Annotated in this window: 24 protein-coding genes and 1 pseudogene; 15 read left to right on the top strand and 10 right to left on the bottom strand. The window is 59.1% G+C overall.

Translation table 11 applies throughout. The features are described from left to right. Window positions 1-85: 85 nt before the first annotated feature. Entirely contained in the window at window positions 86-1171 is a 1086-nt protein-coding gene (locus E6B08_RS11390; RefSeq protein ID WP_136914085.1) for a M28 family peptidase, read from the top strand. Between the two features lie 42 nt (window positions 1172-1213). Here E6B08_RS11390 and E6B08_RS11385 read toward each other — a convergent pair whose 3' ends face one another. From E6B08_RS11385 to E6B08_RS11375, 3 genes are all read right to left on the bottom strand, one after another. Continuing rightward, the gene (locus tag E6B08_RS11385; RefSeq protein ID WP_136914084.1) at window positions 1214-1717 is read right to left on the bottom strand and encodes a CinA family protein; all 504 of its coding nucleotides are present in this window, start codon (window positions 1715-1717) and stop codon (window positions 1214-1216) included. Window positions 1718-1861: 144 nt separating this feature from the next. After that, window positions 1862-3031, bottom strand: a complete 1170-nt coding sequence (locus tag E6B08_RS11380; protein ID WP_136914083.1) for a PAS domain-containing sensor histidine kinase — start codon at window positions 3029-3031, stop codon at window positions 1862-1864. Continuing rightward, on the bottom strand, window positions 3024-3836 hold the full coding sequence (locus tag E6B08_RS11375) for an alpha/beta fold hydrolase (RefSeq protein WP_136914082.1): 813 nt from the start codon (window positions 3834-3836) through the stop codon (window positions 3024-3026). Before E6B08_RS11375 ends, E6B08_RS11380 begins: the two co-directional genes overlap by 8 nt. A 91-nt stretch (window positions 3837-3927) precedes the next feature. Between E6B08_RS11375 and E6B08_RS11370 the strand changes: the two genes are divergently transcribed. Genes E6B08_RS11370 through chrA form a run of 3 tightly spaced genes read left to right on the top strand, consistent with a single transcriptional unit; the run spans window position 3928 to window position 6506 of the window. Next, window positions 3928-4170, top strand: a complete 243-nt coding sequence (locus E6B08_RS11370; RefSeq protein ID WP_136914081.1) for a hypothetical protein — start codon at window positions 3928-3930, stop codon at window positions 4168-4170. 31 nt (window positions 4171-4201) lie between these two features. After that, complete coding sequence (locus tag E6B08_RS11365) at window positions 4202-5143, top strand: chromate resistance protein ChrB domain-containing protein (RefSeq protein WP_136914080.1); 942 nt, start codon at window positions 4202-4204, stop codon at window positions 5141-5143. Beyond that, a complete protein-coding gene (gene chrA / locus E6B08_RS11360; RefSeq protein ID WP_136914079.1) occupies window positions 5136-6506 on the top strand; it encodes a chromate efflux transporter in 1371 nt (456 codons plus the stop codon). The genes E6B08_RS11365 and chrA overlap by 8 nt, the downstream gene beginning before the upstream one ends. A 59-nt stretch (window positions 6507-6565) precedes the next feature. Here the strand turns inward: chrA and E6B08_RS11355 are convergent, their stop codons facing one another. From E6B08_RS11355 to E6B08_RS11345, 3 genes are read right to left on the bottom strand one after another with little or no spacing between them, the layout of a single operon-like run. Beyond that, window positions 6566-7066 carry a ferritin-like domain-containing protein gene (locus E6B08_RS11355; protein WP_136914078.1) on the bottom strand — a complete coding sequence of 167 codons (501 nt, stop codon included), beginning with the start codon at window positions 7064-7066 and terminating at the stop codon, window positions 6566-6568. Window positions 7067-7098: 32 nt separating this feature from the next. Continuing rightward, entirely contained in the window at window positions 7099-7329 is a 231-nt protein-coding gene (locus E6B08_RS11350; RefSeq protein ID WP_136914077.1) for a hypothetical protein, read from the bottom strand. Between the two features lie 15 nt (window positions 7330-7344). Further along, on the bottom strand, window positions 7345-8223 hold the full coding sequence (locus E6B08_RS11345; RefSeq protein WP_136914076.1) for a manganese catalase family protein: 879 nt from the start codon (window positions 8221-8223) through the stop codon (window positions 7345-7347). A gap of 363 nt (window positions 8224-8586) precedes the next feature. Between E6B08_RS11345 and E6B08_RS11340 the strand changes: the two genes are divergently transcribed. Next, a complete protein-coding gene (locus tag E6B08_RS11340) occupies window positions 8587-8808 on the top strand; it encodes a DUF2061 domain-containing protein (RefSeq protein ID WP_136914075.1) in 222 nt (73 codons plus the stop codon). On the opposite strand, the gene E6B08_RS31130 is transcribed toward E6B08_RS11340, so the two are convergent. Next, window positions 8805-9092: a hypothetical protein gene (locus E6B08_RS31130; RefSeq protein ID WP_136914074.1), complete on the bottom strand. Its 288-nt coding sequence runs from the start codon at window positions 9090-9092 to the stop codon at window positions 8805-8807. The two genes, E6B08_RS11340 and E6B08_RS31130, sit on opposite strands and share 4 nt — an antisense overlap. 294 nt (window positions 9093-9386) lie before the next feature. Here E6B08_RS31130 and E6B08_RS11330 point away from each other — a divergent pair, with 294 nt between their 5' ends. From E6B08_RS11330 to E6B08_RS11315, 4 genes are all read left to right on the top strand, one after another. Then, on the top strand, window positions 9387-10589 hold the full coding sequence (locus E6B08_RS11330; protein ID WP_136914073.1) for a zinc-dependent alcohol dehydrogenase: 1203 nt from the start codon (window positions 9387-9389) through the stop codon (window positions 10587-10589). Window positions 10590-10626: 37 nt separating this feature from the next. Then, window positions 10627-11952, top strand: a complete 1326-nt coding sequence (locus E6B08_RS11325; RefSeq protein ID WP_136914072.1) for an SDR family oxidoreductase — start codon at window positions 10627-10629, stop codon at window positions 11950-11952. A 184-nt stretch (window positions 11953-12136) separates the two neighbouring features. After that, window positions 12137-12535: a response regulator gene (locus E6B08_RS11320; protein WP_136914071.1), complete on the top strand. Its 399-nt coding sequence runs from the start codon at window positions 12137-12139 to the stop codon at window positions 12533-12535. A 155-nt stretch (window positions 12536-12690) separates the two neighbouring features. Then, complete coding sequence (locus tag E6B08_RS11315; RefSeq protein ID WP_136914070.1) at window positions 12691-12843, top strand: general stress protein; 153 nt, start codon at window positions 12691-12693, stop codon at window positions 12841-12843. A gap of 380 nt (window positions 12844-13223) precedes the next feature. Here the strand turns inward: E6B08_RS11315 and E6B08_RS11310 are convergent, their stop codons facing one another. Further along, complete coding sequence (locus E6B08_RS11310) at window positions 13224-14771, bottom strand: sensor histidine kinase (protein ID WP_136914069.1); 1548 nt, start codon at window positions 14769-14771, stop codon at window positions 13224-13226. A gap of 439 nt (window positions 14772-15210) precedes the next feature. Here E6B08_RS11310 and E6B08_RS11305 point away from each other — a divergent pair, with 439 nt between their 5' ends. The 6 genes and pseudogenes from E6B08_RS11305 to E6B08_RS11280 all read left to right on the top strand — a co-directional run bounded on the left by E6B08_RS11305 (window position 15211) and on the right by E6B08_RS11280 (window position 21759). After that, entirely contained in the window at window positions 15211-15564 is a 354-nt protein-coding gene (locus E6B08_RS11305) for a hypothetical protein (RefSeq protein ID WP_136914068.1), read from the top strand. Window positions 15565-15588: 24 nt separating this feature from the next. Next, window positions 15589-16857: a DUF4303 domain-containing protein gene (locus tag E6B08_RS11300; RefSeq protein ID WP_136914067.1), complete on the top strand. Its 1269-nt coding sequence runs from the start codon at window positions 15589-15591 to the stop codon at window positions 16855-16857. 213 nt (window positions 16858-17070) lie between these two features. Further along, window positions 17071-17586 (top strand): sigma-70 family RNA polymerase sigma factor, encoded by a 516-nt coding sequence (locus E6B08_RS11295; protein ID WP_136914066.1) that lies wholly within the window; start codon window positions 17071-17073, stop codon window positions 17584-17586. Further along, on the top strand, window positions 17583-18506 hold the full coding sequence (locus tag E6B08_RS11290) for a FecR domain-containing protein (protein WP_136914065.1): 924 nt from the start codon (window positions 17583-17585) through the stop codon (window positions 18504-18506). The genes E6B08_RS11295 and E6B08_RS11290 overlap by 4 nt, the downstream gene beginning before the upstream one ends. 134 nt (window positions 18507-18640) lie before the next feature. Beyond that, a pseudogene (locus E6B08_RS11285) lies at window positions 18641-21051 on the top strand (TonB-dependent siderophore receptor). A gap of 294 nt (window positions 21052-21345) precedes the next feature. Further along, the gene (locus tag E6B08_RS11280; RefSeq protein ID WP_192938648.1) at window positions 21346-21759 is read left to right on the top strand and encodes an Imm50 family immunity protein; all 414 of its coding nucleotides are present in this window, start codon (window positions 21346-21348) and stop codon (window positions 21757-21759) included. Window positions 21760-22498: 739 nt separating this feature from the next. On the opposite strand, the gene E6B08_RS11270 is transcribed toward E6B08_RS11280, so the two are convergent. After that, complete coding sequence (locus tag E6B08_RS11270; protein WP_136914062.1) at window positions 22499-23815, bottom strand: serine hydrolase domain-containing protein; 1317 nt, start codon at window positions 23813-23815, stop codon at window positions 22499-22501. Window positions 23816-23835: 20 nt separating this feature from the next. Beyond that, complete coding sequence (locus tag E6B08_RS11265; protein WP_136914061.1) at window positions 23836-25689, bottom strand: DUF1302 domain-containing protein; 1854 nt, start codon at window positions 25687-25689, stop codon at window positions 23836-23838. Between the last annotated feature and the right edge of the window lie 13 nt (window positions 25690-25702).

Raw genomic sequence — 25702 nt, 5'->3', positions numbered from 1 at the left:
AGGAACGCTTTCACTGCAAGGGCGCTTGAACACATGTCCGCTCCTGGCGGTCTACCGGGCGTATCGGAAGCGACGAGGAATGGTGATGGAAATCTTGCCGTTACTGGAGGCCCTGCTCAACGCACGCGGCCCCGGGGGTCAGGAAGACGAGGTTCGGGCAGTTGCACAGCAGGCATTGGCGGCGGTATGTGATGAGGTGTACACCGACAATGCCGGCAACTTGGTCGGGGGGGTTCGTAGCAGCGCTACAGCCCACCCGGACACGGCTATAAGGGTCATGGCACACCTTGATGAGATCGCGATGATCGTCAAGAACGTCAGGCAGGACGGTACGCTAGAAGTTTTGGCTCTGGGCGGTGCACAGCCGATCTGTTTCGGTGTGTGCCCAGTGGACATCCTGGGTGACGCGCAGGTGCTACCGGGAGTGCTGTCGTACGGTTCGATGCACAACAGCGGGCGCAGCGCGAATGGGCGGGACGTGCTTGCAGGTGCGGTGAAGTGGCAGGACGTTTACGTCGTTACCCGCCAATCCAGGCAGGCGCTGGAGCACGCAGGCGTTCGCCCAGGCACCCGGGTGGTACTCAGCCAGCACTGGCGCAAACCGTTCAAGGTGCATGATTGCATCGCTGCGCATTTTCTCGATGACCGAGCGCCGCTGGCGGCGGTGGTCCATTGCGCTCACCTGTTACAACAGCGGCGCAGCGAGTTGCGCCAGGATGTATGGTTCGTCCTGACGACGTTGGAGGAAGAGTCCAATGCCGGCGCGATGTACGCGTCAGCCAGGCTACCAGGCGACACGACAATCGCCGTGGAGGTTGGGCCAGTGCTGGACGAATACGCTACCCGGCTGTCGGCAGACCCAATCATCAATACCGGTGACCAGAAAGGCTACTACAGCCGAAGCGTGGTTCAGGCCTTGATGGCGGCCACACGTAGGGCCGGGTACGCGCCGCAACCGGCATTGCTGGTCGATTTTGCATCCGATGCGAGTGCGGTACTCAGTGCCGGTACCGATGCCCGAGCGGGATGTATCGCCATTCCGACCGAAAACACCCATGGTTTCGAAATGGTGTTGGTGGAGGGGATTACCGCTTGCGCCCGAAGCCTGACGGAGTATCTGCTACGGCCGGAAGGCGACATCATTCCCGCGGCGCCAAGGGTTTCGTATTGAGGCTGACCAGCGACAGACAGATGTCCAGCATGTCCCCGCCCCTTAAGCGGTCTCCCCCCGCAACCAGCGTTGATGATAGTGCGCCAGGCGCGACAGGCCGTAGTGTGCGCCTTGGCGCATGACATCGGCACGTTCGCCAAAAAAGCGCTGGCTGCGGGTAAATACGGCCAGTCGCTCACCGGCGAAGGCCCAGGCGAAACACAACGTGCCCGGCGGGACGCCGCCCTGTGGTTCAGGCCCGGCAACCCCTGTCGTGGCGACGGCCACTGTGGCCTTACTGTCTTTCAAAGCGCCCAACGCCATCTCCCATGCGACGGCTTCGCTGGTCAGACCGTAACGTTCGATCGTCTGAGGGCTAACTCCAAGCAGGCGCTGCTTGGCTTGGGGGGAATACACCACATACCCGCTTTCCAGCACCTCGCCGGTGCCCGGTAGCTCTGCCAACAGGGCGACCATGGCGCCGGCCGTGCAGGATTCTGCGGTGGTAAGCAGCAATTTGTGAATCTTGAGATATTCCAGTGCGTCGAGCACAGCGTCAGCGGCCATCACACGTCACCCTTGCATGTTTACTGGTGGACGCGTTTGCGGTTGGATTGGTTCAGAGTTGCTAGCCCCGTCGGTCTTGGCCAAAGGAAATGTCCCGAACTTTGTTCAGCTCGAAGTTTTTTCAGGGTCGCGCGTCGAATTTGCTCAGTCTGAAGCAGCCACAGGCAGGCGAATGGTGAAGCTAGTGCCCTCTAAAGCATTTGAAGTGACGGTGATATCGCCGCCATGGGCCTCTGTGATCTCCCGGACGATGAACAACCCCAATCCCACGGAGCGCACCGTGTCGCTACGGTCGCTGGCACGGGTCATCGGTTCGAAAAGGTCAGGAATCAACGAGTCCGGTATGCACGGGCCGTGGTTGTGCACGGAAATGGTTGCGACGCCGTCTGCCCAGTCACAGATCACGGTGATGGGCTGAGCCAGCTCCCCGTAAGCCACGCTATTTGCCACCAGGTTTCCAATCATTTGCTGCAGCCGGTCAGGGTCCACATGCACCTGCGCTGTTCTCCGCGCCAGATGGAGAATACAGGCATGACCAAAGGCGACCTGCAATTCGCTGACGCTTTGCTCGACAAGCTTCTGCAGTTCAACGGGGCGGCGGTTGATGACAATCCCCTGGCCAATCTGCACCGAGGCGAAGTCGAGCAGGTCCGCGATCATGCGCTGTGCGCGCTCTGAGGAGCTGCTGATACTGCCGAGAAGCCGCCTTTCCCTGTCCCGACGCTCGCTACGCTCTAACAGTTGGGTAGCCATGCGAATCGCAGTCAGCGGGTTTTTCAGGTCGTGGCTGGCGATGGCTACCATCTGTTCGGCGAATGCGGCGCGGCGCTCGGCGCTTTTATAAGCGGCGGCCAATTCGGCCTTGGCCTGCTGCAATGCCGTCTCAGCGTGGGTTTTCTGTGTGACCAAGTCTTCGGCACGTCGTCGTGCGGCTAGAATCTCGCGCTCATACCGATCGCGCTCAACGGTGCCGAACAAGGCCAGCTCGTAGCAGTGACCGCTGCCGTATTCACGTCGCACGCCATTGAGCAACATCGTAATGACATGGCCGTCGCGATGCAGCAGCTCAAGCTTGACCTCCGCGACCGACCCCTGCATTCGCATCAGTGGCGCCCAGTGGGTCTGGAGAAAGATCCTCCCGCCGACAGTCAGCAGGTCTTGGAAGCGCCGCTCCAGCAGCCCAGCCTGGTCGTGGCCAAGCCAGTCACAAAAGGTCTGGTTGCTACGTAGGATGAAGCCATCCTCAGTGGTGACCACCAACCCGCAAGGGGCGTGCTCGAACAGCGCATCAGCATCGGGCGGCGTCCTAGCCATGCGCGCAACTCCAGGGTACCAGGAACTCGTCCATGGCCGCCGAGCAGGCGCGAGGGGCACTCATGTGTGGGCAATGGCCAAAATTGTCGATCAGCCACAGTCGGCTATTTGGCAGTATGGTGTGCAGGTACTCGCCGACGGCAACCGGCGCAATCAGGTCGTCGCTCGATTGCAGGATCAGCGTCGGGGTCTCTAGGCCCTTGATGTCCTGACGGTTGTCCGAGAGGAAGGTGACGCGGGCAAAGTGCTGGGCAATCCGAGGGTCTGTGCGGCAGAAACTGTTCGTCAGCTCCCCAGCGAGTGCTGGCTGCTCTGGGGCGCCCATGATCACGGGTGCCATGGTGCTAGACCAGCCAAGGTAGTTGCTGTCCAGGGTGTCCAGCAGCGAGTGGATGTCCTGCTCTTTGAAACCGCCCACGTAAGTGCCCGAGTCGATGTAACAAGGTGAAGGTCCCACCATCACGTGGGCGGCGATGCGGCCGGGTTGTTGACGGTCCGCAAGGGCGCCGATCATGGCACTGACAGAGTGGCCGACATGAATGACTGGCCCGACTGCCAGCTCGTTGACGATGTCGGTGAGGTCCTGCGCGTACCCCCAGAGCGAGTCGTACTTTTCCCGATCATAAGCCCTGAGATCGGACTGGCCTGCACCGACCAAATCGTAGGTGACCACACGAAAGCGCTCTTGAAAGTGAGGAAGCAAGAATTTCCACATCGAATGATCGCAACCAAAGCCGTGGGAGAAAACCAGAGTGGCATTGCCGCTGCCCGAAAGGTGAACGTTGTTACGCTGTTGGAGGCTCATACCGGTTCCATGTTCAGCAACGACTTGAGGCGATGATCAGATAGATATTAAAGCGACAACCATAAGCGAAGCGAGTACGAGTCGACTCACTGTGAATGGCAAAGTTTCAAAGCTGGTTCTCAACCTGAACCACCTGATCGAGGCCGTGCGGCCGATTATTGGGTGCGCGGTCGAACGGACCGAAACCCGCGGTCCCAAGTTTGAGGCCGACCCAAGCCGTATCTGCCGCATGATCTGGCTCGCGGGTCAGTACTGGATCGTCCAACCAGTCTGCGTAACTGTTGTCGAGGTCGAGGAAGAAACGTTGCTTTTTCCCAAGCCTGGTTTAATGTAGAGACAGATACATTTTATGTTGAGTTAGCTACATGACTACCTGGTCGCTTTTGATTCTTGGACTGCCGACGGCCAATGCTACCGAGCGTATGCGTGCCTGGAGGACCCTGAAAGCCTCTGGTGCGGCCGTGCTACGCGATGGCGTGTACCTGCTGCCGGAAAAAAGCGCGAGCCGCGAAACGTTCGAAGACGTGGAGCGAGATGTGCTGGCGATCAACGGTACAGCATTTCTGCTGTCGCTAACTGAACGTGAGGAGCGCTTCAGCGGGCTATTCGACAGAAGTGGTGAGTACGCCAAGCTCATGGAGGAAATCACAGGCTGCCGTGCCGATCTATCGACGGATAATGCGCTGCAGACTGCTCGGCAGGTACGCAAGCTCAGGAAGGCCTTCGCGCAGTTAGCGGCGATCGACTTCTTTCCTGGCGTGCTGAAGACCCAAGCCGACTCGGTTTTGCAGGAGCTTGAGACCGCGATCAGCCGTGTGCTGTCCTGCGACGAACCGAGTTCGCACGATGTGGCCATCGACCAGCTGGAGCGCAGCGAATATCAAGGTCGCCGATGGGCAACACGTAAGCGCCCCTGGATAGACAGGTTGGCATGTGCTTGGCTGATCCGTCGCTTCATCGATGCCGACGCTCAATTCATCTGGCTGGACAGCCCCAGCGACTGCCCAAGCGATGCGCTTGGCTTCGATTTCGATGGGGCAAGGTTCAGCCACGTTGGCCAGCGAGTTTCCTTCGAAACCCTCGTCGAAAGCTTTGCCGTTCAACAGCCGGGCCTGGCACGCCTGGCAAGCGTCATCCACTACCTGGATGTGGGAGGCAGTCAACCTTCCGAGGCAGCAGGTGTCGAGCGTGTCCTCGCAGGCTTGAGAGAGAGCATTGGCGATGACGACCAACTGACAACGGTCGCCGGGGGCATCTTCGATGGCCTGCTGACGGCCTTCGCAAGTGAGGAAACCCAAAATGGTTGATACCCCCTCGGCAGTGAGCGAACAGCCGCCATCACAGGCCGGTCAGCAGCCAGTCGGCCTCTATGAAGCTTTCCTGTTCTGGCTCAAGTTGGGCTTCATCAGCTTTGGCGGACCCGCCGGACAGATCTCGATCATGCACCAGGAGTTGGTCGAGCGTCGGCGCTGGATCAGCGAGAAACGCTTTCTGCACGCGTTGAACTACTGCATGTTGTTGCCAGGCCCCGAGGCCCAGCAGCTCGCTACCTATATCGGTTGGCTCATGCACCGTAGCTGGGGCGGGGTGATTGCAGGCGCCTTGTTCGTACTGCCTTCGCTGTTCATCCTGATCGGTTTGTCCTGGGTCTACGTCGCCTTTGGCGAGGTGCCGGTAGTCGCGGGGATCTTCTATGGCATCAAGCCAGCAGTCACCGCCATCGTTGTCCACGCAGCCCATCGGATTGGCTCACGAGCGCTGAAGAATGGCTGGCTGTGGGCCATCGCCGGGGCTTCGTTCGTCGCCATCTTCGCTTTCAACGTGCCGTTTCCGCTGATCGTGCTCGGGGCCGCAATCATCGGCTACCTGGGTGGTCGCTTCGCCCCAGGCAAATTCGTCATCGGGGCCGGTCACGGGGCCGCAAAGAACACCTATGGCCCGGCCCTGATCGACGACGATACTCCACCCCCTCAGCATGCCCGCTTCAGTTGGTGGCATCTGTTACGCCTGCTGCTGATCGGAGCCGGGCTCTGGATCTTGCCCATGGGGTTGCTGACGCTTTCGTTTGGCTGGGATGGAACACTGACCCAGATGGGCTGGTTCTTCACCAAGGCCGCATTGATGACCTTTGGCGGTGCGTACGCTGTGCTGCCCTATGTCTACCAAGGCGCCGTCGGGCATTACGGGTGGCTGACGCCAACCCAGATGATCGATGGCCTCGCCTTGGGGGAAACCACACCAGGCCCGCTGATCATGGTGGTTGCCTTTGTCGGCTTCGTGGGTGGCTACGTACAGTCGATGTTCGGTGCCGAACACCCTTTCCTTGCCGGAGCCGTCGCGGCGAGCCTGGTCACCTGGTTCACTTTCTTGCCGTCGTTCCTGTTCATACTCGCTGGTGGCCCGCTGGTGGAGTCGACCCACAACGAGATGAAATTCACCGCGCCGCTGACGGGGATCACGGCCGCTGTAGTGGGTGTGATCCTGAACCTCGCCATGTTCTTCGGCTACCACGTACTCTGGCCGAAGGGCTTCGTTGAGGCGCCTGACTGGCCTTCAGCGGTGATCGCGGTTGCAGCTGCGATTGCCTTGTTTCGCTTCAAGCGAGGGGTGATTCAGGTGCTGCTTGCCTGCGCATTGGTAGGCTTGATCTTTTACATGCTAGGTGTGTGAAACCAAGTGCAGGATAGATTATGAACAAGCCCGGGGCATCCCGCCCCGGGCCTGCAGGTTCATTTTTCGAGCGTGGCCGCCTGGTTACCACCTTCTTCAGCGATGGCAGACAGCTTCTCGTCCGCCGCTTTTTCCTCGGCCAAGGTATCACCCAGCAAAGACACAGCCTCCTTCATACCCAAGTGCTTAGCCATGGCGATCAGCGTTCCGTAGCTGGCGATCTCGTAGTGTTCCACCTTCTGGCAGGCACCGATCAAGGCTGCATCGAGCACCGCGCCTTTTTCGATTTCGTCGAGGAGCTCCCTGCTCTCCTCCACCAGCCCCTCCATCGCAACGCATTTCATGCGCTTGAGCTTCAGACCTGCCGATTCCACCAGTTGATCGATGCGCTCGATCTGACCCTGTGTTTCGGCCAGATGGGATGTGAAGGCGTCGGCCAACAGTGGATTTGTGGCAGCCCTAGCCAGCCGAGGCAGCGCCTTGGTGATCTGCTTTTCAGCGCTATACACGTCCGACAGCTCGTGGATAAACAGGTCTTCAACACTCTTCCGTGCAGCCATGGGTTATCTCCTAACGGTAGTGGTCAGTGCAGTCAGTGCAGGGTGTGACTCAGAAAAGTTTCTGGGCGCTCGACTTCCGGCACATCGCGGGGGAGGTCGTTGGGTAGAACCGAGCCGACTCCAAATCTCATAACGGCCATACGTAAACGTAGAGCCCGGCAGGCCATGCGTGATTCCGCTTCAAATTCGGCCAATGCTTGGCTCATGAGGTGTTCAACGCCAACCAGGCGATGTGGCGAGGCTTTCTTGCGCAGAGTGTTCATAAAGCCTCCGCCAGCTCAATCCTTGCCATTGATCAAGCCAGAGCCGAGATCGGCTCCGGTGACCGGGTTGGTGGTTGGATCGGACATCGTCCGAAGCTTCATCGCCTCGACTGTTTCGGTCTCGGCAGGAGTGAGCGTCACCGAAGCGGTGCCATCTCCCCCATCAACAGCTGCGGATGGATTTTCCACGTACTCCCACTCGCTGCCCTCGTTCCACGGGCCACGCACATTGGGTTCACCAGACATGTTGAAATACTTGTTGGTGAACTCCGGCATGCCAGGGAGCTTGCCTTGGGGGAAATTAGGCTGAATGGCGTGAAGCGCTTTTTCGAAGGAAAGCTGATGGGCGATCTCCCGCGTCATGAGAAAGCCCAGCGCCTCTTTCACGCCTGGGTCATCGGTGACGTTCATCAGACGCTCGTAGACGATCTTGGCCCGCGCTTCAGCGGCGATGTTCGAACGGAAATCTGCTGTAGGCTCGCCGATGGTATCGACATAGGCAGCGCTCCAAGGTACCCCAGCCGAATTGGTAAGCGGGGCGCCGGCACCGTACAGGATGCTGGTGATGTGGGAGTCGTTGCCCGCACCGTTGATTGCCCGGTACAACTCGCCCTCCTCTTCTACCCCTTCGGCCAGGCGGCCCTTGGCGCCCTTGTTGAGCATGACGATGATGGAGCCGACGATCTCCAGATGACTGAGCTCCTCGGTCGCGATATCCATGAGCAGATCTTTACGCCCTGGATCGTCCTCCGCCAATGCTTGGGTGAAATAACGGCTAGCAGCCGCCAGTTCGCCTTGAGCACCACCGAATTGTTCGAGTAACAGATTGGCCAGGCCCGGATTGGGCTGCGCTACTCGCACGGTATATTGCAAGCGCTTGGTATGGATAAACATGGTTTTCTCCTCGCAGCTAATAGAACGGCCGTTGATATTTAGGGGCGCCGTCTATGAGTGGGAGTGACCAGCTATCAATATCGTGCTAAAGCCCCATCAAAATTCAGGACGGACGGGTAACTGAAAAAAGTTCAAGAAAAAACCAACCAGACAGTTCAAATGAATTCACCCCAATAGTTTGCGCACTCTTCCATTCGTCGGCGTTGGCGAACAGTTGTCAAAGGCGGGTCTCCTAATAACTCCCGCACACAGAATCTTCACCAGGGCGACGCCGACTGAGAACTTAATGGATGGGCTGCGGGATGCTCACCAGCCGTATCGAGTTGATACGGCTATTACTTTACCGCTGAGCCTCTTATCGACATGAAAGACTTTTCGACCATGGACTGTTGCCATTCTCGCCGGAAAGGCCCGCTCTGGAAGACGCTGAGCTTTAGCGTCTTGCATTTCTCGATAGCCTTTACCGTCGCCTACTGGCTCACGGGATCTGCATTGACGGGCGGCCTTATTGCGATCATCGAGCCCGCCTGTAACACCGTTGCCTTTTATTTTCATGAAAAGATGTGGCAACGTCTCCAGCGCTAACGATTGGCTACCTTGCAACCAGGATCAGTGGCGATTCTTCTGGCCCTTCCCACGCCCCAGGCCAGTGCACGAGTCATCGATTCTCCTGGCCTGGCGTCAAATGCTTCTTCATGCAGAGGCATTCCACTGGACGCATAAATACCGATAAAAACCTGGGTCGCGCCGGTTCGCGACAATCTCGTCTGTACGTCAATAACCGTTCCGTCGTCCAATGTTTCATCGTGGCTTCGATGATGAAGCGCAGGGTCGGCCCATTTCCTGAAAACATCACCACGTATGCGCATGCCAGTCTTCCTCTGACTCTAATATTATTTGGATATCACTCGACCTCGGGGAGCACCCCAGCACCGCGAAAAACGCCTGTGCGCACAAAGTCTTTTCGGACAGCTGTTAACGAACCGCGCCGCTAGGGCGTGCCTATTAACTCATTCGATGCTGACGTGATCAGGAATGTTCAGCCTGAAATCTTGAAACGCTGCGATTTACGTACCGTCGGAGTTGTTGGTCTGAACTTTGTCGCCTGTCATGGCTTCCCCTGCATACCAATCACGGAAATAAACGCTGCAGGAGCTGAACTCATGAGAGCACTGACCTACCACGGAGCAAACGACGTCAGGGTCGATACCGTCCCTGATCCCATCATTGAACAAGAAGACGACATCATCCTCCGGGTCACCGCCACAGCCATATGCGGTTCCGACTTGCACCTCTACCACGGCAAAATTCCAGAAACCGAAGCGGGTGATATCTTCGGCCATGAATTCATGGGGATCGTCGAGGACACCGGGAATGCCGTCACCCATCTCCAGGTGGGTGACCGCGTGGTGATTCCCTTCGTGATCGCCTGCGGTAGCTGCTTTTTCTGTCAGCACGATTTGTTCGCTGCCTGCGAGACCACCAATACCGGCCGTGGCGCGATCATCAACAAGAAGGGCATTCCCCCAGGCGCTGCGTTGTTCGGATACAGTCACCTGTACGGAGGTATCCCAGGTGGCCAAGCGGACTACGTCAGGGTGCCCAAAGGTAACGTCGGCCCGTTCAAAGTGCCCACCAACCTGGCCGATGACAAGGTGCTGTTCCTCTCGGACATTTTGCCAACCGCTTGGCAGGCGGTGATCAATGCCGAGATTGGCCAGGGTTCATCGGTGGCAATCTACGGCGCCGGGCCGGTTGGCTTGCTAAGCGCCGCCTGTGCGCGGATGCTCGGTGCTCACACCATTTTCATGGTCGATGACAACGACTACCGCCTGGCTTATGCCCAGGAGGCTTATGGCGTCCTTCCCATCAACTTCGAGAAGGACGACGATCCCGCTGACAGCATCATCCGTCAGACGCCAGGCATGCGCGGCGTCGATGCGGTGATCGACGCGGTCGGTTTCGAGGCCAAAGGCAGCGCTGCCGAAACGGTGATGACGGCGTTGAAGATCGAAGGCAGCAGTGGCAAGGCGCTGCGCCAGAGCATAGCGGCCGTTCGTCGAGGCGGGGTTGTCAGCGTCCCGGGTGTGTACGCTGGTTTCATCCACGCGTTCATGTTCGGCGATGCGTTCGATAAGGGACTCACCTTCAAGATGGGCCAGACCCATGTCCAGAAATACCTGCCTGAGCTCCTTGAACACATCGAAGCAGGCCGCCTGCAACCGGAACTGATCGTCACCCACCGCTTGGCCCTCGAAGAGGCGGCCATGGGCTACAAGATGTTTGATCAGAAGCAGGATAACTGCCGAAAGGTCATCCTTGTGCCAGGCGCTGCGCCCGGCACCCTGGGTCCTGATCACGTGTAGAGGACATTTCCGAGCCCCGCCTACAGAGGTTTGCAAGATGATCGATCAAGCGACAGGTATGAAATCAGGTGAACGCTATCGCGTTAACAATGTGGAGCGAGCACATCAGTTTCCAGGCTTCTTCCAAGATGGGAAGTATTACCTCGGCCCTGAGCTTCTCACCGCCGTAGGATGGCTCGAAGGTACACGCTTCATCTACGACAGCCTGGATGCCCAAGGTGAGCCCGTGTTTCCAAACCGAGAGGCAGGTACGGTCGAAGGGCTGACCTTGACACTGGTCGATGGCGCCGCGCTTGAGCTTTCTCCGGTCGACGCCGACGAGATCATCGCACCACTCGACCACAGATCCTCTGGCGCAGAGCGAGAAGCGTCCCGCAGTGGCGATCCGATCGAGGGGCCGCTGCGTGGCAAAGTCGTCGTAATCACCGGCGCATCCAGCGGCATAGGCCGCGCCGCCGCGCATGCGTTCGCTTGCAAGGGTGCTCGCTTGGTACTCGCGGCGCGCGATGAGGAAGCGTTATTCGACGTCCTGGATGAATGCACCGATTGCGGTACGGACGCCATCGCGATAACGACGGACGTCACCCGTAACGACCAGGTTCAAGCGCTGGGCGAGCAGGCAGCAGAATTCGGCCATGGACGGATCGATATCTGGATCAACAACGCCGGCGTTGGCGCGGTCGGCAACTTCGAGGAAACGCCACTGGAGGCACACGAGCAGGTCGTCCAAACCGACCTGATCGGTTACCTGCGAGGTGCCTACGTCGCCCTTCCCTTCTTCAAAGCGCAAGGTACCGGCACGCTGATCAACACGCTGTCACTGGGCAGCTGGGTAGCCCAACCCTATGCAGCCGCGTACTCGGCAAGCAAATTCGGCTTGCGTGGACTGACCGAAGCGCTACGGGGCGAGTTAACGGAGTTTCCCAATATCCATGTGTGCGATATCTATCCTGCTGTCATGGATACCCCCGGATTCCGAGACGGCGGCAACTACACGGGACACGCACTGACACCACCGGGCCCCATATACGACCCCGAACGGGTGGCAAAGGCCATGGTGACCTGCGCAATCTCGCCTCGGGCTCACACCATGGTCGGTGCTACGGCTCGCCTCGCGCAGTTGGCCAGCTATCTGCTGCCGGGGCTGCCTCTAGTGGCAGGATGGCTGACCCGTTGGGGGATAAATCGCAGCCCCATAGCCGAAACATCATCAGGCAACCTCTTTGAGCCTCCAAGTGGCAGGAGGAGTATCGAAGGCGGTTGGAGAAGGCCAAAAGATAAAATGCCGCTGCTAATCGGTGCAGCGGCGCTTGGAATCATCGCAGGTTTGACATTCGTACGTTCCCGTCGGAGGAGTAACTAGGAAGGCGGCATTTGCACCGGGGTGTGGGTCCGCCCGCAGATGGGGCTGGGCGGTACTCACCTTGGAGTGAATTTCTTGAACACTGACGATGTCGTAGCAATGGCGAACTGCTACGTCTTGCTGAAAGTCAGCAAGCAGACCTGGATGTCACTCCTTCCCTGCAGCCGCATAACCGAGTACCTGTATGAAAGAGCTGCATCCTGTTGCGCAGATCATCCGCCCAACAGTCCTCATCGTTGAGGACGAACCCATGATCAGAGAGCTGTTAACCCTCTATCTCGAAGATTGGAGAGCTGTGGTGACAGCGGTGGCAACTGCCGATGACGGTGGAGAAGCGTTGAGCAAGCAAGATTGGACGTTGCTGCTGACAGATGTCCAAACGCCTGGCCTGCTCAACGGGATAGATCTTGCCTGGATGGCAAGCCAGCAAAAGCCCCAGACCCGGATCATTGTCATGAGCGGCTATTACGAATTTGCCGGACGCGCGTTGCCGCAAGGTGCGCAATTCCTGCCGAAGCCGTGGCCGATTACCCTGCTAAGGGAACTCCTGTGCGATCAGCTTCACCACGTCGTCGAGGGCTGACGCGTCGGCTTACGGGATACAAGCTTGATCCTTTCGAAAGGTTCGCGACCCAAGCTTAAGTACGCCCCAGCAGAAACCCATGACGCAAACACCACGGTGCAGAACGTCGGAATTGAACACAGACTTTCCTGTGTGACGACACGAGGTTAAAGATCATGGCTGATAACCCAACCCATCGTGGCCACCCAGGTGGCACTGGACAGAACAACCCTGGCAATTTTGCCAACAACCGTGAGCGTGCCTTTGAGGCAGGCCGTAAAGGCGAGCAAAACAGCCACCGCGGCGGTCGCGATAGCGAAAACCGTTAAGTGGGAATGAGCTTGGCCAGGGGTACGGCATCCTGGCCAAGTGGGAGAAAAATGGACTAACCGGTCTCAAGAAGACAGCGCAATGGGCAACAGCGGTTTGCCTCTCGCTCGTAGCCGCCCCCCCGTATACACCATTACCAATGACACTGCCGCTAACGATAGGCCCACCCCAAGCATCTGGTTAGAGTGGTTATGTACCCCTAGAGCAGCAGCGCCGACCATAACCAATACCCCTGAAATCCCAGCGTAGCCCAAACCCGTCATAAGCCATCCCAAGGTACGCATCCCGGACTCCTTCAATGATAATGCTAGGTCTCAACGTCGACTAATTACGAGACCACAAGCACTTGGCGAAGTGCCATTGGCTTAGTTAGGTGCACCTAGAGCTTGAAGCGGACGTGGATACAGCTTTTACGTTCCTCGCGATCTACCACCACTGCCGCGCTGCCGTAGCCGGAATAGCTTTTGACCAATCGCATGCCAAGCCCCGTACCTGTCGGCTTAGGGTAATTATCAGGAAAGCCGTCGCCCTCATCCTTGACGGTGAGCAGGGCATGGTCACCGGCATGCTTGACGAACACTTCGATGGCGCCCTTCCCGTACTTGAGCGCATTGGTGATCAGCTCGGAGATCACTAATCCCAAAGGCGCCATTCTTTCTGGTGGCAAGACGAAATCGTCGGCCTCTAGCAGAATTTTCCGGTCGGCCAAGGCTTTGCCCAGATCTCCTAATAGCGCATTCAGGTAATCGCGGGCGCGAAGCTCTTGGTTTTCAGCAGACTGATACAGCCGCTCGTGAACCGTGGCGATGGTCACCACGCGGCCTGCGGCGGTTTCTAGCTGCAATTTAACCGCTGTATCAGGTGTGAGATTTGCCTGCAGCAACAGCAGAGTGTTGACCAGGTGAAGACTGTTCTTAACACGATGGTGGATTTCGTCGAGATAGAGGTCGCTTCGGTTTTGCTTGGTGTTCTGAGCCTCGATGAGCGACAGCAATTGAGCCTCATACTGATGACGCTCTGTAATATCCCGCGATACCGCAATGATTCGGTCGACCTCACCTTCCGCTCCGAGGATTGGCGCTACCGTCACGTCCCACCATTTTGGATCATCTGCAGAGATGGAGTGATGCGCCTCGAATCGAGCGGTTTCGCCGCCGCTCACTTTTCCCATAGCCTCCCAAACGAGTGAGCGAGACTCCTCGGGCCACAGATCATGCCAATGCTGACCTTTCACATCCCCCAGCTGGATACCCAAGAAAAGGAGTCCCGCTTCGTTCATGAACTCGATCTCGCCGCCTGGCGTCAGGATCTCAATCCAATCGGGACTCGCATTCAGAAGGGTTTCAGAATACGGATCGGCAAGAGGAGCATTTACCCCTGCAGACATGCGTTCAAGAGCCATGGAAATAACGTTCGAGATGCCCTCCAAAAACACCAGATCGCTCTCTACAAAATCATCTCCATCACTGCTATCGGCTTCAAGCACACCAAACGGGCTCAGCACGCCCCGGATCGGGACATTGATTGCACGCTCGATTCCATATTTCTTCAGCAATTCCGGTGTCCGGAAGCGGCTCTCCGTGCTGAGATGGTTCGAGAGTACAGGCCTTTGAGTAGTCAAGGCATATCCAGCTGGACTAGCCACGTCGCCACCGACAGTAGCCCGCCCGATGTCTGAGGGATCCCAACCAACACCGTGGGACAAGACAAAACCTTCCTGGTCCTCCGCTGGCTGGAGCACCTTGGAAAAGCGAGTTTCCATTCCTTCAACGACTACTTCACATGCGTGGGTGAGCAATGCATCCAAAGCGGTAGCCTTCAAGGACATCACCCCAAACTCGGCAACGAGTTCATGTTGACGGTTCAGCCGCGCATGGGTCTTCTTCAGGGCCGCTCGGATTGTTTCTTCCGCTGGTAGCTGCTGCATAGTCTTCACTTCCGGATGAACGGAGAACGCCCAACGTCCTTTTTGAGCGTGGAGGCGGGTCGCTTACGGCTTTCCTACGATAGCCGCTAATCCAGAACGGCGCATGACACCCCACTCATCGCTCCGACGCCTGCGCCCAACAAGCCTGAGCCCTGATGCAAGTGGATATTACGTCATGCAATTCGCCCCTCAGGCGATTGGCAGAGAATGCGACACGCTACACCAGGCGTCTCGTGATCAACAAACGGACGATGCTGCTCGAGATAAGCCGCAGCGCTAGTGCCTTTAAGATCGGAGGTTGAGGGAAGTATTGAGGGAGTGTGTGAAGGGTCAAGCGCCTGACCGATAGCTTCAGAACCGTCTATCGATCATGCTCTGTCGCAGATGGCCCAATACAACCTATTGCGACGAACGCCTTCCCCCTAGAGGACGCACACGTATGAGCGACATCGAAATACTGTCGTTGTCTCCGGACGGTCGCTACCAAGTCCAGGCGACCCCGTGGGAAGCTGGCAACTCGCACTGGCTGTTCCCACCACAAATCATCGATACCCAGAACGCAAACGTGGTGTTGGCCTTCCAGGACCTTCTGTGGTCCGCAGACCTCAGCACCTGGCTAAGCCCGACCAAGGTCGAACTCAAGCTGCGCAAATACCCCGGACATCGAGCCCCTCTGGGGCTCACGGTGATCATTGAATGTGCGCTGGGTATCGCTGAATATGGCGATGGCACCCCCATTGAATTAGCCGGTCTGGAAAGCACCCTTGAGGGGATGCTCGATCTGCTCGGCTGAACCCACTCGTCAGCAAGGACCTGAATGATGAATTGGAAGGCTCTGGAACAGGCGCTGTTCGACGCCGCCAGACAGACATTGCAAACGCTGCTCGATGAGGGTGGCAGCCCTTTGTACGCTGCAGCCTTTCATGCCAGCTACCGAGAAGAAGAGGCGGTCCTGTCGCTGCCCAGCTTTGCCGCAAACAGCCTGCAAGCACTCAGCGAAGACTACCCCGACGAGGAAGATGAAAGCTTCAGTTCGGTGAAGTGGAACCCCGCGGACTGGCGCTGGGATTGGGAAATCTGCGATGGTGAGCCGTTCACGCGGCTCGATGATGAACTGCAAGCCCACGCCAATCGGCTAGGCCCGCGCCAATGGCAAGCGGCTGAGCAGCGCTTTCTGGTCACCGTTAGCCGTGCCGCCAGGGCGCTGGGTCGCCATTTCAGTCAGCATCCTGGTGTGACGCCTGGCTTCGTGGTGATTTTTCATGACTTTGCGGGCGATATGCCCTTGGCCAAGCGCAGCATGACCCGCCAGCAGTTCGAGGATAATTTTCCTGTCGAAATGGCCATTGAAAATACCCTGCGCGATGTCGCTGCGTTGCCGCTCGGCGAGCAGGTGGCGTTCTACGTCGGTCGCCTACATTGTTCGGATGGCATTACGGGGGAAGACGCAGAGCGCTGGCTGATTGCCAACGGCCGGCCCGCACAGGCAGCGCTTATCGAGCAGCTCTACGGGCATGAAGCGCCTACCATTGCTGCGCGTATTCTCGGGCTCGCCGGCATGTCTGATGAACCCGTCATCCAGGCCTTGCGCCAACAGGCGATTGAGGCCCGTGAGCAGCCGACCCGCAACTGGTGCGCAAAGGCCTTGGGTTACCTCGAGGATTTCGACTGGCTCATGCAGCAATCGCCCGACGTCGCTGTGGCGGGGATTTGCGCTAACTTCGACGGTTTCCGCTGGCGGGGGGTGCAGGCACCGGTGTTGAACTACGCAGCGGTTGAGCGTCTGCTTGATCAGCGGCCTGAGCTTAGAGCTGCCGTTGAAGAAACCCTTGAAGAAGTCTACGGACAGATCGATACCACCACCGCCGATGTCAGCGAAGCCTTGCGCGGTTTGGTTTCACCCCACGTTGCCATTCGTCGTCATGCTGCGAGTGGACTGAACAACCGTGGCTTGCTGCCCGACGACGCGCTTCGAGCCATCGAGGCACTACGCCTGGCAACACAGGATACCGATGAGCAGGTGAGGCACGTCGCGGGCCTTGGCCTCGAAGCGATGACACCCAGCCTGGCTCATCGTTTTTCCTGAGTACACCACAGATCGATACTTTATGAGCGTCCAAGTCGAGGGGCTTGAGAGGCCGTGCCCCTCGACAACTACAGTACTATCAACCCCGCTTCGAGCAATCGATTCATATCCACTGAACCCACCTTCACATGCCACCATTCCCAATCCCATCTTTGCAAAGTACACTTGCGAAAAATTCCTATTTGCATCTAAAGACTTTGGGGAGAGCGCGCAATGTCCACCGTTGTTTCAGACGGAGCTGCGCATAGGGGCCTGGAGACGCTGTACCGCGAGCACAACGGCTGGCTGCACGGCTGGTTGCGTCAGCGCCTGAGCAATTACGCCGATGCCGCCGATCTGGCCCAAGACACTTTCATCCGGGTGATGCTGGCGCGCTCCGCCAACACGCTCAACGAGCCGCGTCATTACCTGGCGACCATCGCCCGTGGCCTGGTCATCGACCTGTATCGCCGCCGAAGCCTTGAAAACGCCTATCTCGAAGCCCTGGCACTGCAGCCGGAGCACCATGCGCCGTCTGCCGAAGTCCGCGCCGCAATCATCGATACGCTGATGACCATTGACCGAATGCTCGATGGCCTCGGTCCGCGTACTCGTGCGATCTTTCTCGCCGTACAACTGGATGGGTTGAGCTACGAGAAGGCCGCCGAACGACTCGGTGTGTCGGTAAGCACCGTTCGCAAGCACCTCGCGCGTGCACTGATGCATTGCTTGCTGATCGAGGACGCATGAAAGCGATTCTCGCTGACGCGGTGGACTGGTACGTGCGCTTGCATGACAGCAATGTCGAAGATTCCACGCGCTCAGCCTGGCAAGCCTGGGTTGCCGCTGACCGTCGCCACGCCGAGGCCTGGGCGCGCCTGGAGCAGCTGCAGTGCCAGCTGGGCAACGCCCCCAGCGGTGCTGCCCGAACGCTGGCGATTGCACGGCGGGACCGACGCAACGCCGTGAAGGCATTGACGCTGTTGCTCGGTGTCGGGGTGGTCGGTTGGCAGGGCTATCGGGTTTCGCCGTGGCGTTCCGATTACTCGACGCGGATCGGCGAGCGACGACAATTCACCTTGGCCGATGGCACACGCCTGGACCTCAATACCGACAGCCGCGTGGATGTGACCTTCGACTCAGGCAGGCGCCTGATTCATCTGCACCAGGGCGAAATCCTGGTGGAAACTGCCAAGGATCCCCGCCCGCTCAGCGTACGCACCGTTGCCGGCGACATCCTTGCCCTCGGTACCCGTTTCAGCGTGCGCCAGGATGCAGCCTCGACCCGGGTGGCGGTGGCCGCCCATGCCGTGGAAGTACGACCCAATCGATCATCTGAGGTGGTACGCATCGATAGCGGCTACAGCATGAGCTTCAACGCTGACAGCGTGGGGCCACTGCGCGCCCTGCCCCCCGATGCTCTGGCCTGGGTTCAAGGCATGCTGGTCAGCGTCGATTGGCGTCTGGGCGATGTGATCCACGAGCTGGCGCGCTACCGCCCCGGTTATCTTGGGTGTTCCCCGCAAGTCGCCGGGCTGCGCCTGTCCGGTGCATTCAATCTCGACGACACCGACGTCGCCCTGCTCAGCCTGGAAGACGCCTTGCCGATCCGCGCCCGGCGCATGACGCGCCTTTGGGTGCGGTTGGAGCCACTCGGGCTCCATTCATAGCCAGCGCAGACCTCCCTACTCGAGTCACTGAAAATATTTCTCATTCAGGGGTAGCAGATTTTCCCCGCTGATTCGGCTCTTGAGGACGCGCGCGTTCCACGCGCTCAAACCCATCTGAACAGGAGCCACATTTCATGTCCGCAAGCCGTACCTCGCTAGCCTGGAGTTTTCGCAAGGCCGCTCTCGCGCTGAGCCTTTGCAGTGCCTCGCTGGCGACCTCGACTGCCTGGGCTGCCCCGCAGCGCTACGCTATCCCGGCAGGCAGCCTGGCCTCTGCGATCAGCCAGTTCGCCGCTGCCAGCGGCGTGACCATCAGCTTCAGCAATGACGAAACGGCCGGGCTGCAGTCATCCGGCCTGCACGGTAGTTTCGAGCTGGAGCAAGGGTTCGCTACATTGCTGCAGGGCACTGGGCTGCGGGTGCAGCAGGCTGGGGAAAAACGCTACGTGCTGAGCAAGGCGGACACCAGCGGTGCCCTCGAACTGGGGGCCACCAGCGTCAGTGCCGCGGGCCTGGGCAGTACGACCGAAGGCACCGGCAGCTACACCACGGGCTCGGCCAACACCGCGACCGGGCTACGCCTTTCTGCACGCGAAACACCGCAATCGATCAGCGTAGTCACCCGCCAGCAGATCGAGGACCAGAACCTGACCGACGTTGCCCAGGTGCTGGAACAGACGCCTGGGGTTGTCGTGGACAGCATGGGGCCGGCCGGTAGCGACGCCAACAATATCTATGTACGCGGCTTCTCGGTCGGCAGCATCCAGGTTGACGGCGTCAACCGCCCTGATACCTACGGGTTTCGCGACGACCTTGCCGACATGGTCAGCTACGACCGGGTAGAGGTGGTACGCGGGGCCACGGGGCTGATGTCGGGGACTGGCGACCCGGGGGCGACCATCAACCTGGTCCGCAAGAAACCGACGCTTGAAACAAAGCGCACGCTGACACTCAAGGCAGGCTCGTGGGACAACTACCGCACCGAGCTGGACATCTCCGGGAAGCTGAGCGAAAGCGGCAATGTACGCGGGCGCTTCGTGGCGTCGAACACCGACAGCGGGAGCCATGTCGACCGCCAGTCCCTGGAAAGACAGGTCGCCTACGGCGTGCTGGAATGGGACGTCACCGACGCTACGATGCTGACCGTGGGGGCCGAGTACCAGGAGATGGACAACGATGGGGCCGGCAACCATGGCTTCCCGATGTACAACTCCGATGGCAGCCACTTCAGCCCTTCCCGCTCGTTCAACTCGGCCTCGGACTGGAGCTACCACAAGCGTAGAACCAAGACGGTGTTCTCCACGCTGGAACATCAGCTGGACAATGGTTGGCAGCTGAAATTCAATGCCGAACACAGCCGGCGCAGCTATGACGACGCCTTCGCCACAGCCGCCAGCGGCACCGTGAACCCCGATGGCAGCGGTGTCAGCACCTGGACTGGCCGTTGGGCCGGCGAGCCCCGGCAAACGTCGTTCGATCTCTCGGCTTCCGGGCCATTCGAGCTGTTCTCTCGCGAGCACCAGGCCTATCTCGGGGCCAGTCACTACAAAGCCTACTACCGTAACCCCGGTTATCCGCTCTGGACCATCCAGAGCATCGACAACATCCATACCTGGGACGGATCGCTGCCGATTCCGGACGCCATCCACACCAAGTCGTCGGAAGATGCGCTGGATGAAACCCAGGACGGCCTGGTGGCTTCGGTCCGCTGGAGCCTGGCCGATGACCTGTCACTGATTACCGGTGCGCGGGTGATCGACTGGCACCGTGACGAAACCTCCACCACCTTGTCGACCGGCGACACCAGTCGCACTTCGCGCAGCGAAACCGGGGTGGTCACGCCTTACCTCGGCCTGGTTTATGACCTCAACGAGAACTGGTCGGCCTACGCCAGCTACACCACCATCTTCAAGCCGCAAAGCAACAAGGATGTCAGTGGCAAGTACCTGGACCCCGAAGAAGGTGTGAACTACGAGCTGGGCATCAAGAGCGAGTTCTGGGACAAACGCCTGACCACCGCCTTCAGTGTCTTCGAGGTGCGCCAGGACAACCTCGCAGTGGCCGACGGCGACAACCTGGCTCCCGACGGCAACCAGGCCTACCGTGCCGAGTCCGGCACCAAGACCCGTGGTTTCGAGGTGGAAATGGCGGGCGAGATCCTGCCCGATTGGCAAGTGTCCGCCAGCTACACCTATGCCGAGATCAAGGATTCGGATGACGACCGCCTGCTGACTGAAGTACCACGCGACACCTTCAAGCTGTTCACCAGCTATCGCCTGCAGTCCGTGCCGCAATTGAAAGTGGGGGCGGTGTGCGTTGGCAGGGTACCGAGTACTACAAAGGTGCCGGGCCGAACGACGAAACGTTCACCCAAGACCCCTACAGTGTGGTCGATCTGATGGCGCAATATGCGTTCACGCCACAAACCAGCGTAGCGCTGAACGTCAACAACGTGTTCGACGAGAAGTACTACACCGCGATCGGCTCTCGCGGCTGGTATGGCACCCCGCGTAGTGCCACAGCCACGTTGGTGTATGCGTTCTGAGGCGAAGGCACTGGCATCGATGGCTCCCAGGCGTGGGGGCCATTGGCGCCCCCTCCTCCTCCGAGCATTCATTTCAGCGATGTCGCGGCCAACTGATCTACGCAGAGAGCAAATATTGCCTGCGTATACGCAGACCTGGTCTGCTGTGGATCGGGAGTGGCCGCTATCGACCCGAAGCTGCCATTCCCACGCTCGTTACCTCAGATTTACCGTCCTGATCAGGGTTAAGTTAGCGGATGCCAAGTGGTAATGTGGTCGGCCTTGAATGTCACTGTTCCGCCAGGAAAGCTAAGCATGGAATGCCCAACCTATATCTGCAATCCCGAAAAAGTGACTGATGCGCTTGGCTGCTGGCCTAGTTTTCATGATGCTGAAGTCATTTCTTTTTCAGCCACTCGTGCTGCGCCGGGCCAGGCAGGCAAAACCTCCGCTCGCCTTTGCGTTAACGTTTGTCAGTACAAGGAGGTCGGGGGCGGCACCGCAGATTACGAAATAGTCTGTTGCAAAAACGTGCTAATCGAAATGTTGTTCACGGATCTTCAATTTCTTTCCCTTGAAGACTTCAATCACCAGAATGTCATTAATTCGATCAAGTTCAGCCGATTGGAGAATCCATTAATCGAAGTGGAAATTGAGTCCATCTATGGAGTAGGAGGTGTTATTCGCTGCATGAATGTAGAAATCAGTGACGTTACCCTACTGCTCTGAGCCCAGTTGACTCACCATAGCCGCAGCCGTCATCTCAGTGATGATGGTGTTTCAGGCTTGAATGTAAATACGCATAGAGGACAGCTCCCATCCCTTGCTTATACATCCGCCGGACGTAATTAAATCTTCCCCTTTGTGCTTTGTAGGCTTACCCGTTGTAGTCGAATGTCATTGGCAGTGAAGGGGTCGAAGGAAAATGAAAAACAGTGAGAGGTCAAGCAAGAGCGTGTCGATGATTTTAGATAGCGCTATTGTTATCGCCAGAAGTATAGTCGATGGAAAAATAAATATGCTTGAAGGGGTCAGGAAGCTTTGCGATTTACACGCATCGCTCGGATCTCCGCAGATAGATGCATTCTATGTCCTGAAAGCAATCGACTCAGAGACCGATCACTTTCCCCTGGGGTCTATTCGAACGAAATGTTCGGAACAATATCTGTTAGCTGCAGATGAGGAATTGCGCTTGTATCTAGGCGATCAATCTACAATCATCATGGAAGCGTGCAGCACGATAATTTATTTATATGAGGATAGATAGGCTTTGAAAACATGAAAGAGCGCGGTAGAGCAAAACGAAAGGTGAGGCGTTTAATTTTCGATATGCATCACCCCGCCAGGCGAATGCAGATTTTCGAGAGTCTCGCGAACGACTGCTCTCGCCCCCTGGCAGCCATACGCTGAGGGCACCGATTGGCCAAAAGCGGATGATCACACCCGCCCCTCGTTGCGCTTTTGCACATTAACCCGGCAGTGCCGCCAACACCGCACCCACCATGCGATTGAACGTAGCCGGCGAGTCCACGACGCGCGCGGGGGCGTTTGCCTCGCCGTCGGCACGCGTGGCGCGACGGGCCTGGTCGACAGTGGCTGAGAGCTTGACGATCACCAGTTCGCGGCGAGGATTTATGTAGATTTTCTGCCCGAAGCGCCCGCTGGCCTCGAACGAACCGTCGCCGTCGTTTTTCTGGTACCAGTAATTGCGGTAGCTGTAGCCAGGGCGGCCGGGGCCGAGGCTGCCCTTGGCGAACACTGCTGGGTCCGCAGGCTGGAACGTGCTGTGCACAGCCTGGTTGAAGCTGTCGCCCTTGGCATCACGGGCCAGTTCGCGGCGCACCAGTTCGGCGAAGCGGGCGGTGTCGCGCAAATTACAGCTGATGCCGCCACTGGCCATTTCGGTACCGAGCGGATCGACCTGCACATAGGCATCGTCCTCGGCGAAGCGTGACCACAACCGCTGTTCGACCAACTGGGCCCAATTCAGCCCGGTGACGCGCCGCAACGCCCAGGCCAGCGCTTCCGGCGAGCCGTTCTGGTAGAAGAATGGTGCTTGGTCGGGGTTCGGCGCCTGCTGCACCTGCCGCAGGAAGCTGTAGATATCCCCCGGCATTCCTTCGCCCCGAGGTATCAGGCCAGTAGCGGCAAACAGGCCGAGGTCCGGCGGCATCTGCGCGGGGTACTGCACCGCCACCTGCATGTCCAGGTTGGCCTGCACCGTCGCCTCGCCAAACGGCGTTCCGCGCAGTTCCGGCACGTAATGCGCCAGCGTACGCTGCGGGTCCAGCGCACCTTCGGCAATCAGCTGGGCCGCGATCAGGCCGGTGACCGACTTGGTCATCGACGCCCAGATATGGGGCTGGCGAGGTTGGAAGCCGTCCAGATAACGCTCGTACACCACCTTGCCCTGGTGCAGCACGATCAGCCCGTCAGTGCTGGTTTGCTCCAGGTAGCCGGCCAAGGTCAAAGGCTGATCACCGGCGCTGAAAGCCAGTTGGTCGAGCGCCGCCGCGCGGCCTTCGGTCAAGCTCAGCGGTGTGGCTGCCCGACCGATGCCACGGGTAGGCGATACCTCACGGGCATGGCGCATCGACCAGCGCAAGTACGGTGGTTGAAAGGCATTGGCCGGGGTGACCCGCAACTCCGGCGCCGGTGGGAACCCCTGCATCACACCCTGCCCGGTCGGTGCACCGACCGCCAGGGTTGGGGCCAAGGCACCGGCCAGCACGAGGGCGATACCAGTCAGGTTGGCGGATGAAGGGTGCATGCTGCGCTTGGACATGGTCTTGCTCCTTGGTTGCCTTAGAAGTTGGCGCCCACGCTGAACGCCACATAATCGCGGTCGCCGCGGGTACCGTAATCGCCGTCGAGGTAATCGGTATAGGCCAGGCTGGCCCAGTACTGGCTGGCCAGGCTGACGTCCACGCCCAGGCTGATCGAGCGAGAGCCTTCGTTGAAGGCCGAGCTGTCCGCCGGCGAGTAACCCTTGACGTCATGGGCCCAGGCCAGGCCTGGGCGAATGTCCAGGCCTTGGATCAGGTTGGGGTAGCTCCAGGTCGCGCGCAGGCGGTAGCCCCAGGAAAAGGGTGTGACAAAGCCCTCGCCGTTGCAGTCGACCGGGCTTTTCGAGATCGCCAGGCACAGGCTGTTGTCCGCCAGCTCGCCGTTGCCATAGGCACCAGAGCGGCCATAGCGCGGCCCGAAACGCCCCTCCAGCCCGCCTACATAGGTGGCGCCCACCTCGCCCATCAGCAGTAGCTGGTTGCTGCCCATGACTTGGTTGAACGCCTGCACGGCCGACACCTGGGCCTGGGTCACCTCCTTGCGCCGGTAACCGTCGAAGGGGGTGTTGTCTGTCGCAGGGCGCAGGCCGTCGGCGTTGAGCGGGCTGCGGCCCGGGGCATTGAGCAATGACTGCAACACATCGTTGCCGTTGAGCTGCACCGGCATGTTCGGCCGGTAGCTCAGTTCACCCTGCACGGCGGCACCGTTGCGCAAGGTGGTGGCGAAGGTCAGGCCGTACAGGCGGATGTCCTCGGGGTATTGCGCCCGGTACTGCGAGGTGCCCATGCGTAGCGCGCCAGCCAGGGTCTGCCCGTTGCTGGAAGCCAGAAAGGCCCCGCAATTGGCCGGCGCCACACCGACATTGCCGCACAGTTCACGGGCAAAGCCCGTATTGGCGTAATAGCGGCTGCTGACCGTGCCCAGGTAAGGCGAACGGCTGTGGTAATTGGCTGCGAACAGGCCGAACTCGGTATCCAGTGGCTCAACGTACCAGTGCAGCGAAAAACCCCATTGGCCACTGTTGCGTGCATTCTGGTCGGCGCCCCGAGGCACGCGCACGCCCTCCTCCGTCAGCGTCACACCAAACGGGGCCAGGGCCGACGACACGGCTGGATTGGTCACCATCTGCCCGCCGACATCCAGTCCCTGGCAGCCTTCGGGCATGAAGTCGTTGCCGGAAAAGAACGTTGCGCAGTTCTCCAGCCGGGTTTGCTCCCAGTCCAGCTGGTAAAAGGCATCGAAAGACAGCGCCTGGTTGAGGTTCTGCGTGACATACAGCAGGTTGACCGGCGCCAGGGCGTCTTTAACTTCCGACCCTGGCCGGCGCAGCGCAGCCTGGCTGAAGGGGTTGATCACGTTCAGCCCGCCCTGGATGAACAGGCTTTCCCCCCAGTTGACCACCTGTTTGCCCACCCGCAGCGAACCGGGCTCACCGCCAATGTCGTAAAGGCCATAGACGAACGCATCGAGCAGCTCCGTCCCCGCGGTTTTCGCCGACACCTGGCGGTTGCGATCGTCGATGTCAACGGCCCGCTGGCTGTGGTCGCGTTGCGCGGTGTCGTACCAGTAGGTGCCACGCAGGAATACACCCACTTTTTCGCCGCGCAGCTCCAGGTCATGGGTGCCTTTGAAGATCGCCGAAAATATGTCGCCCGACCGGTAGTTGCGCCGCCCATCATTGCCATTGGCAGCCTGCAACTGTTGTTTATCGGGGTTGGCAGTGCTGACGGCGGTACTCAATGACAGCGCCGAGTCGAAACGCCCTTGCAGCGAGCCAACGTCGAATTGAACGCCCGCCACCGGAGTGGCGAGCAGGCAGCACAAGGCCGCCAGCGGCGCCTGGCGCCGGCAGGATAGAAGGGTTGCGCTCACTCTTAACCTCTTG

This window comes from Pseudomonas putida, from assembly GCF_005080685.1.
Taxonomy (GTDB): domain Bacteria; phylum Pseudomonadota; class Gammaproteobacteria; order Pseudomonadales; family Pseudomonadaceae; genus Aquipseudomonas; species Aquipseudomonas putida_V.
Note: the sequence above shows the minus strand (reverse complement) of the source record. Positions and strands in the feature narration are given on the sequence as shown.